General features: G+C 42.6%; 9 protein-coding genes. 5 read left to right on the top strand and 4 right to left on the bottom strand.

All coding sequences use genetic code 11. From position 1 onward, the window contains the following. On the top strand, positions 1-202 hold a 202-nt coding region (locus tag AC1DYB_RS25005; RefSeq protein ID WP_477434864.1), incomplete at its 5' end, for an integrase core domain-containing protein. A 117-nt stretch (positions 203-319) separates the two neighbouring features. Here the strand turns inward: AC1DYB_RS25005 and AC1DYB_RS25000 are convergent. From AC1DYB_RS25000 to AC1DYB_RS24990, 3 genes are all read right to left on the bottom strand, one after another. Beyond that, complete coding sequence (locus AC1DYB_RS25000; RefSeq protein ID WP_477438938.1) at positions 320-1,576, bottom strand: pyridoxal phosphate-dependent aminotransferase; 1,257 nt, start codon at positions 1,574-1,576, stop codon at positions 320-322. Between the two features lie 299 nt (positions 1,577-1,875). Continuing rightward, the gene (locus tag AC1DYB_RS24995) at positions 1,876-2,610 is read right to left on the bottom strand and encodes an acyl-CoA desaturase (RefSeq protein ID WP_295716071.1); all 735 of its coding nucleotides are present in this window, start codon (positions 2,608-2,610) and stop codon (positions 1,876-1,878) included. A 169-nt stretch (positions 2,611-2,779) separates the two neighbouring features. After that, entirely contained in the window at positions 2,780-3,790 is a 1,011-nt protein-coding gene (locus AC1DYB_RS24990) for an LLM class flavin-dependent oxidoreductase (protein ID WP_477438936.1), read from the bottom strand. Between the two features lie 442 nt (positions 3,791-4,232). On the opposite strand from AC1DYB_RS24990, the gene AC1DYB_RS24985 reads away from it, so the two are divergent. Continuing rightward, entirely contained in the window at positions 4,233-4,652 is a 420-nt protein-coding gene (locus tag AC1DYB_RS24985; protein WP_477394228.1) for a response regulator, read from the top strand. On the opposite strand, the gene AC1DYB_RS24980 is transcribed toward AC1DYB_RS24985, so the two are convergent. Continuing rightward, positions 4,649-5,422 carry an MBL fold metallo-hydrolase gene (locus AC1DYB_RS24980; protein WP_295716065.1) on the bottom strand — a complete coding sequence of 258 codons (774 nt, stop codon included), beginning with the start codon at positions 5,420-5,422 and terminating at the stop codon, positions 4,649-4,651. The two genes, AC1DYB_RS24985 and AC1DYB_RS24980, sit on opposite strands and share 4 nt — an antisense overlap. A gap of 85 nt (positions 5,423-5,507) precedes the next feature. On the opposite strand from AC1DYB_RS24980, the gene recJ reads away from it, so the two are divergent. From recJ to AC1DYB_RS24965, 3 genes are all read left to right on the top strand, one after another. Beyond that, positions 5,508-7,214 (top strand): single-stranded-DNA-specific exonuclease RecJ, encoded by a 1,707-nt coding sequence (gene recJ / locus AC1DYB_RS24975; RefSeq protein ID WP_477438933.1) that lies wholly within the window; start codon positions 5,508-5,510, stop codon positions 7,212-7,214. Positions 7,215-7,490: 276 nt separating this feature from the next. After that, complete coding sequence (lptB, locus tag AC1DYB_RS24970; RefSeq protein WP_366087120.1) at positions 7,491-8,231, top strand: LPS export ABC transporter ATP-binding protein; 741 nt, start codon at positions 7,491-7,493, stop codon at positions 8,229-8,231. A 6-nt stretch (positions 8,232-8,237) separates the two neighbouring features. Then, on the top strand, positions 8,238-9,761 hold the full coding sequence (locus AC1DYB_RS24965) for a GH3 auxin-responsive promoter family protein (protein ID WP_477438931.1): 1,524 nt from the start codon (positions 8,238-8,240) through the stop codon (positions 9,759-9,761). The last annotated feature ends 18 nt before the right edge of the window (positions 9,762-9,779 follow it).

The following is a 9,779-nucleotide window of genomic DNA, read 5'->3' as shown; positions in this document are numbered from 1 at the left end:
TTATCGGCCGCAAACGAACGGCAAGGTGGAACGCTTTTGGAGGACCCTTAAAGAAGACCTTATTGAAGATACCGATTTCGACAGCTTTGAAGAGCTGGAAGATGAACTCCTCAAATATCTTGTTTATTATAACTGGGAACGGCCACATCAGGGCATCAATGGTAAAAAACCTATCGATATGGTCACCCTAAACAACAAATAAAAATACCTGATTCTGTTACCGAATTACTAAACCCTTACAGCAATGACATAGTTTTCATCTAAAAAGGGACATGTCTCTCGAAATGTCCCTTTTGCATTATATCTATTTAATGTTGGTCTACTTCAACTTACCTAACGCTTCTTTAATCCTTGGTATCATTTGCTGAATTTCTTCCAGCGTACTTGCACCTACCGAAGCACGGAACCAATTAACGGAATCATCGGTACCGAAGGCAGAAAACGGCACTAAGGCCACTTTAGCTTCTTTAATCAAATAAAAGTTAATATCAGCAGAGTTGTTCAATACCGTTCCATCAGGTGTGGTTTTACCTGTGTAATCAATTTTAAGGGTCAGATAGATTGCTCCCATCGGGGTAATTGAATCTACATGGAAACCTTCGGCTTTAAGTGCCTGGAAGCCTTCGTGCAAAGTGGTCAGGCTGGCCCGGATCTTTCCTTTAAGATCTTCTAAGTAAGTATCAACAGCCGGTTTGTCCATTATAAAATGTGCCATGGCAACCTGCTCGGCCTTTGGCGACCATGCACCCATGTGGCCTACAATGGCCTTCATATTATCAATGATGTTTGCCGGACCAAAGCCCCAGCCCACACGTACACCTGTTGAGGCAAAACATTTGGATGCACCATCAATAAATACGGTATAATCTTTAAGCTCCGGGCGCATGGTAACAGGATCGTAGTGTTTAAAATCGCCGAATGTTAATTGCGAATAGATTTGGTCATACAACAAATACAATGGCTTTTCGCCGGCGGCACGTGTTTTGTTTTCGGCAATAACCAGGTCGCAAATTTCTTCCAGGTCCTTTTTATTGAACATGGTACCTGTTGGGTTCAGGGGCGAGCAAAGCGCCAGTAATGTTGCGCCTTTTAAATGCGGACGAATCTCATCCGCAGTAGGCATAAAGTTATTTTCGGGCTTAGTTTCTACAATGATCGCTTCGGCGCCGGTAAGGTCGCTATAGTGATTATTGTTCCATGAAGGTGCAGGGAAAACCACTTTATCGCCTGGATCAACCAATGCTAAAAATGTGGAATAGATAAGTGGCCGCGAACCGCCAGAGATCAGTATCTCGTTTGCTTTATAATGAAGCCCCATTCTGCTGCTCAAAAACACCGAAACACTTTCGCGCAAATTTAACATCCCATCAGCTGGCGGGTAGTTGGTTTGGTTTTGATTATAAGCATCTACAATACCTGCTTTTAAATCGGCAGGTATAGGGTAAATATTGGAGTCGAAATCACCAATGGTTAAGTTAGCGATATTTTGTCCTTGACGTTTTAATTCATTTATCTCGCCCGCAATCTTGATGATCTCGGATCCGCGTAAATTTTGAGCTAATACAGAAACACTCATGTTGTTGATTTTATGAGCGGCAAATATAGGGATTTTTGGAGCAAGGATTTTTGGAGCAAAGAGCAAGGATTTTTTTTGGATTAAGGATTTGGGGATTAAGGAACAAGGATCTTTTGAACCAAAGTTTTTTGGAGCAAGGACAAAAAAGTTAGTAAATAGAAAAAGCAACCGTTTAGATTGCTTTTTCTATTTATAATTTATACAAGGTCTTTTCTCCGAAAATCTCTGTTCCTTGCTCCAAAAATCTCTGATCCTTATATCAAAAATCCTTGTTCCTTGCTCCAAAAATCCTTAATCCCTTACAAATATGCTTTCCTTAACCTGATGATATGCATCCAGTGCATCAGTTTCATTACAGGGTAAACAGGATCGATTTCGAACCATTTGGCTCCAAAATTTGCATTATTGGGGCGCTTGTGGTGATTGTTCTGAAACAATTCGCCAAGCATAAAGAAATCAAACGGGGTTGTATTTTTTGATTTATCGCCATTATCAAAATTAGCGTAACCGTATTTATGACCACACCAGTTAACAATTGCACCATGGATAGGGCCCATCATAAAATGGATAGGAATTAACAGGTACATCCACCATTGGGTTGCAAATGCTACATAAAAAGCGATATATAATGCGCCAAATGTAAGGCGTGATGCGATAGACGATCCAACGTAATCCAAAAAGCGCCATTCAGGGTAATTACCTTTAAAACGTTCTTCGGGTTCTTTTAACCTTTTAACGTGATCGCGGTAACTTAATACAGTATGCCACATCAACTGAAAAACATCCTTAAAAAAGTGTGGTGAATGCGGATCCTTTTCGGTATCGCTGTAAGCATGATGCTCACGGTGCATTATAGCATAAGCACGAGGATTTAAGAAAGAAGATCCCTGGCAAATGAATGTTAGCAGATAAAATGTTCCCTCAAAAAACTTGTTTGTTGTGAACATTTTGTGTGAAGCGTACCTGTGTAAGAAGAACGTTTGAAAAAATAGCGACAAGAACCAGTGCGCTATGAAGAATATTATTATTACCACTGAATTAGAATAATTAGAATGAACTGTTATTTATAATCTTTCCAAAGGTACGATTAAAACCGATAAAAAGTTTTTGTGCGAAATTTTTGACGTGAATTTTTTATGAAGAAAGGCTATATTCCCCTTAAATAGCAGCCTTTCTTACTAAGAAATATTTTTTTTATTGTTATTATAAATTAAATTCCCGGGCAAGTAATCGATAAGATTCCAGTCTGTCCTCAAAGTTTTCGGTGATCGTAACGGCCATAATTTCATCAACATTGTAATCATCTGCCAGCCAGCCCAGCTTTAATTTAATTTCGGATGGTGTACCTGTAATAACCCGGTAGCGGTTATGACGGATACGTTCCTGGTCCTGTGCAGTATAAACTTCGTTTTTAATGTCATCATAAGCTATGGGAATAATTGGTCCGCCTTTTTCAAACTGCAGGAAACGATGATCCATAACCGCCCGGTGTTGCTTAATCTTCTCCTCATCTTCAGAGCAAAAAACAAAAATTGCTACGTTAACCTCAGCCTGTGCCAGGTCATCAGATGGCTGGAAACGCTCGCGGTACAATTTAACGTTTTGCGGCCCGCCATTAGGGTTTATGAAATGGGCGAAGGAAAAGCCCATGCCAAAATGCGCGGCAAATAAACCGCTTTGCCCGCTTGAACTTAGCAACCATTGAGCAGGCACCGTTTTTACCTGTGGTATAGCCCTTATTTTAGCCTGTATGGTACCCGGCTCATAAGTATCATGAAAATAGTTATTTAAATCGGCCAGCTGCTCTACAAAATCCTGCTCCTTAAACTGATTGGATGGATTTAGTACTGATGCCGTGATACGGTCGGTGCCGGGTGCGCGGCCCATGCCCAGGTCAATACGACCGGGAAACAATGCTTCCAGCATCCTGAAATTTTCGGCCACCTTTAAGGTACTGTGGTTAGGCATCATGATACCGCCCGAGCCGATACGCATTCGGTGGGTTTGCCCCGCCAGGTGGGCTATCAATACTTCGGGGGTTGAGCCGGCCAAACTACCGGTGTTATGGTGTTCAGATACCCAATAACGGGTATACCCTAATTCATCAGCAAGCTTTGCCAGTTGTATAGTTTCTTTTACTGCGAGCTCGGCAGTAGCGCCTTTTCTAATAGGCGACTGATCAAGCACACTTAAGCGAATTTTCTTTGTGTCCATATTATATATGAACACAAAAATAAGCATAGGTTTGCCTGTGGATATTACAATAGGGTTTTATGGCTTTGGAATTACTTTTAAACAGGTACAAATAGCCATCCGGACACCAGTGAATTTCGCTTAAACGTGTTTAAAAATGGATGTAGATTTTCTCAATTATTAAAAATCAAATTTTAAATTGGAGCTTACGCGTCAACCCCATCAATAAAATGTCATTTTCATCCGTCTCAGATACCAAAAGAAGGAATTGCACAGTTCAATATGCGGTGTTTTATACCTGAAAAGCCCAATTCATAAGCTCAAAAAATTAAAAAAACTATAAAACATTTTTAATTAAAATTTTATCTGCCTTGGTATGCAAACAATTACAGAAATTACAACTTTTAGGGGTATAACCTTTTAATTTATTGTTCCGTATAAAGAATATCGATTTAAGCGAATTATGACAATTAACACAAAATCCGTTAGCGTATTATTGGTTGATGACGATGAGATCAATAATTTCATCTCCATTAAACTAATAAAGAAGGCTTTATTAAATACAGAGATCATGGCCTGCTTAAACGGTAAATTTGCTATTGAGCAATTAGCTGAGATCCAGAACCAGGACCCCAATAAATTGCCCGATTATATACTTTTGGATATTAATATGCCCATCATGAACGGATGGGAATTTTTGGACGAATACAAACGCTTAAACCTCGATCCGCTGGGCAAAAGCAAAATTTTTATCATATCATCATCTGTATTTAGTAACGACATTAATAAAGCGCGCTCGTACCCACTAGTAAAAGACTTTATCAGCAAACCGCTTAACGTAGAAAAAATTAAAGAACTTTTTGATGTGCAGCCACAGGATTAAGCGGGCGTAACTTTAAAATGCTCGCCGCCATCATCACTGCTTACATTACCAATTGCAAATGATTTGGAATGATAAAACAGGCAGGTCCAACCCTCTTCTGATGCTAATTTCCCGTACTCTTCACGCAGTTGCATCGCCTTGCGCCCATCCATATCATATTTAGCTATAAACTTTCTTATCAGTTGCTCTGGTTCCGGTAGTTCGTCGCCACCAAAAAGCACTTTTGTACCTTCTATATCTATCCAGAAAACCTGGTGAAAAGGGCAGTGCCCGCCGGATAGTTCATATCTTATACCGGGTATCAAATCGCCACTCCCCTCAACAAGGGTAATGTTAGCATCCTGCAGGGCCTTAAATATCTCTTTATGGTATGATGATGATTTGCCGGTTATCCCAAACTCCCATTCTCCTTTTTGTATGATATGCCTGGCCTGCGGAAAGCTGGGCACCAGTTTGCCATTGCGCTCAACCACCAGGCCGCCAGAATGGTCATAATGCAGGTGCGACATGAGCACCAAAGTTACATCGTCCGGGTCAAAACCCGCGTTGCGGATATTTTGATGCAGGATCAGTTCATCGCGGGTATCTTTAAAGCCAAGACCGGTATCTAACACGATAAGATCGCGGCTGGTTTTGATCAGGAAAGGGTTTACATGGATAAACAATGAACCCGGTCGGTCTCTGAAATTGTCAGTCTCGGGGTTAAAGGGAATAAATTTTTTAGTTGAATCAACTGAGTATGAACCCTCTCCTAACGCGAAAATTTCCATAGATGCAATGTGTCAGATTTTGAATGTAACTTTGTCTGTTTAAAAAGTCAATAATTATATTTACTGTTTTAAAAGCTACAAAGATATGAATAAACGTTGGGCGGTAAGGGAAAATGCTGATGAAGGATTGGTAAGCAAATTAGCCGCCGAACTTAATATTGATACCGTTTTAAGTACCCTGCTGGTTAACAGGGGGATAAGTGATTTTGAGGAAGCCCGGTACTTTTTCAGGCCCGATCAGCGGCACCTGCATGATCCATTCCTGATGAAGGATATGGAGAAGGCTATTGAACGCATAGAACTTGCCATGGCTGCCGGCGAAAAGATATTAGTATATGGCGATTATGACGTTGATGGCACAACCGCGGTAGCCACCGTTTACGGCTTTTTTAGCAAACGCTATACAAACCTGGAGTATTATATTCCTGATAGGTATAAAGAGGGTTATGGCATATCAACCCAGGGAATTGATTATGCGGCCCAAAATGGCTTCAGCCTAATTATCGCGCTGGATTGCGGAATAAAATCGGTGGATAAAATTGATTATGCCAATACTTTGGGTGTTGATTTTATTATTTGCGATCACCATTTACCCAGTGCCGAACTGCCTGCCGCGGCAGCCGTACTTGATCCCAAACGTGCAGATTGCGAATACCCCTACAAAGAATTATCCGGCTGTGGCATTGGCTTTAAATTGATACAGGCCTACGCCGAAAAAAATGATATTCCCTTTGAGGAAGTAAGCATATACCTTGATCTTGCCTGTATCAGCATATCCTGCGATATTGTACACATCACCGGCGAAAACCGGGTATTGGCACATTTCGGCCTGCAAAAAATAAATACCAATCCCTGCATCGGCGTAAAAACATTAATAGAAATAGCTGGCAGAACCCCGGGTAATTTAACCATATCTGATGTGGTGTTCCTGATTGGGCCGCGCATTAACGCGGCCGGCCGTATTGATGATGCCAAACATGCCGTTGAGCTGCTGATAGCCTGCGATGAAAATGTAGCCAAAGCAAAAGGCCTCATGATCAACACCCGCAATACCGAACGAAAGGGCCACGATCTTAATATCACGGATGAAGCCCTCGGAATGATTGATAATGACGAGATCCTGATTGGCAAAAAATCAACCGTGGTTTTTAATAAAGACTGGCATAAAGGGGTTATCGGCATTGTGGCATCACGCCTTACCGAAAAATATTACAGGCCAACCATCGTGCTCACTCAATCAAACGGTCATGTGGCGGGTTCGGCACGCTCTGTGCTCGGCTACGATCTTTATGAGGCCCTTTGCGAGTGCAAAGATCTGCTGATCCAGTTTGGTGGCCACAAGTATGCGGCAGGCCTCACCATGCATCCTGAGAACGTTGAAGCGTTTAAAAACCGGTTTGAAGAAGTAGTAAGCGCCACCATATTGCCAGAACAATTAATTCAACAGATACAAATTGACGCCGAATTACGTTTAAGCCACATAGAACCTAAATTTTTTAGAATACTGAACCAGTTTGCCCCCTTCGGCCCCGAGAATATGGCGCCCATTTTCATTAGTAAAAATGTGTATGTTAGCGGTAACGCGGGTTTGGTAGGTTCGGCGCATATAAAAATGGCTGTAATGCAGGAAGGCTCACCGGCTTTTGATTGCATTGCCTTTAACCATGGCGAATATCTGCCACAATTGAAAAGCGGTGTTCCGTTTGATATTTGCTACAGCATTGAAGAAAACGTTTGGCGGGAAAGAAGGACTATACAGTTAAATATAAAAGGAATAAGGATAGGAGCGTAAGCTATACATAACAGTCATTACGAGTGGTAAAATCCGGAGGACGCTGAAGGGGAAATAACGTTAAAAAGGTTTGTCATCCTGAGGAACGAAGGATCTATTCGCAGATTTACAGGGCGAAGAAGCATGGCGAATAATAGATCCTTCACTGCGTTCAGGATGACAAAAAATTAAAAAAAACGTCGTAGGTAGGTACGAAGCAATCCCCGATTTGCAGGTCAGCCCTGTACGGTTAGAAATCGCTTCGTACCTCGCAATGACGGTCGGAAAAATAAAATAATGATACTAAGAGCAGAAAATTTAGTAAAAAAATACAAACAGCGCACCGTTGTTAACGATGTATCGTTCGAGGTAGCACAGGGCGAGATAGTTGGTTTGCTTGGGCCGAACGGAGCCGGGAAAACCACCTCATTTTATATGATCGTAGGATTGATAAAGCCTAATGAGGGTACTATTTTTCTGGATGATAAAAATATTACCGGCGATGCCATGTATCGCCGGGCTCAAAAAGGTATCGGTTACCTGGCGCAGGAAGCATCAGTTTTCCGCAAGCTTTCTGTAGAAGATAACATTAAAGCGGTACTGGAAATGGGCACTATGCCTAAAGACAGGCAACGCGATAAACTGGAGGAGCTGATAGACGAGTTTAGCTTACATAAAGTACGCAAAAACCGTGGCGACCTGCTATCGGGAGGCGAACGCCGCCGTACCGAAATTGCCCGCGCCCTTGCCGCCGAACCTAATTTTATTTTACTGGATGAACCCTTTGCCGGGGTTGACCCTATCGCGGTAGAAGAGATCCAGGCGATGGTAGCAAAACTGAGGCACCGCAACATCGGCATCCTGATTACCGATCACAATGTTCAGGAAACCCTATCCATTACAGATCGTGCTTACCTGCTTTTTGAAGGCAAAATACTGGAATCGGGCGTGCCCGAAGTATTGGCCGAAAACGAAATGGTGCGCAAGGTATACCTGGGTGCAAACTTTGTTTTGAAAAGAAAAGTATTCCCTCAATAAGCTTATATGACAATTTTCAACTCTGTATTTACATGGTTTATGAAGAAGCGTATCCACCAGATAGAGCTTTTTATGAAATACCCTAATGAAGTACAGGAGGAATGGTTTGAGCAGCTCATATCTATGGCCGAAAGCACCGAATGGGGCCGCAAGTATCAGTATAAAAGTATTGAAAACCTCAACCAGTTTAAAGAGCGGGTACCTATCCAAACTTATGATACGCTTAAACCCTACATCGAGCGGATGCTCAAGGGCGAAAAAAATGTGCTGTGGCCGTCAGAGATCCGCTGGTTTGCAAAATCATCGGGCACTACCAGCGATAGGAGCAAATTTATACCTGTAAGCGAGGAGGCCTTAGAAGAATGCCATTTTAAAGGCGGCAAGGATTTGCTTACCATCTATTTTAATAATCAACCCAATGCCCGTATGTTCACGGGTAAAATACTCACCTTAGGTGGTAGTCACCAGGTGAGCCAGCTAAGTGCCGATACTTCTTTCGGCGATCTATCCGCGGTGATCATGAAAAATCTGCCCCTTTGGGCCGAATTTCACCGCACGCCCGATATGGATATCGCGTTACTTGAAAATTTTGAGGAGAAAATTGAAAAGATGGCTTATGCCACCAAAGATGTGAATGTAACCAGCATCAGCGGTGTACCTACCTGGAACCTGGTATTGTTTAAACGCGTACTGGAGATCACCGGCAAAAAAAACCTGCTGGAAGTTTGGCCCAACCTGGAAATGTATTTTCACGGCGCCGTTAATTTCACCCCTTATCGCGAGCAGTTTAAAAAACTGATTCCCAGCGATGAGATGTATTACCTGGAAAATTACAATGCATCCGAAGGCTTCTTCGGCATCCAGGACACCAAAGAGCCCGGAGATATGCTCCTGATGCTTGACTATGGTATTTTTTACGAATTTTTACCCTTAGAGAACCTGCATCATGAAAATCCCGAAACGCTTACGCTTGATGAAGTAGAGCTGGATAAAAACTATGCCCTCATCATCAGCACTAATGCGGGTCTTTGGCGGTATATGATTGGCGATACCATCAAATTTTCATCGCTGGCACCTTTCCGGATCCGGGTTACCGGCCGAACCAAACATTATATTAACGCCTTTGGCGAAGAAGTGATCATTGACAATGCAGAGCAGGCGCTTGAAGAAGCCTGCCATCAAACCGGCGCAATCATTCGTGAATACACCGCTGCCCCGGTATACTTTAACGGTAACGACTGTGGCGCCCATGAATGGATCATAGAATTTGAGAAGAAACCCGCCGAGTTTGAACGCTTTGTTGACCTGCTGGATGAAACCCTGCGCCGCATCAATTCCGACTATGATGCCAAGCGTTTTAAAGACCTTGCCCTGCGCCGGCCGATAGTTCGCGTTGCACCCCAGGGCACCTTTTTTAATTGGATGAAGGAAAAAGGAAAACTGGGCGGCCAACATAAAGTACCGCGTTTAGCAAACGACCGCGAGTATGTGGATGCTATTTTGAAGATAATGGAACCGGTAGGACTATAGACGAGATACCTTCTATTC

The organism is Mucilaginibacter sp. P2_A4, from assembly GCF_056405015.1.
This window is presented reverse-complemented; position numbering and strand designations above follow the sequence as displayed.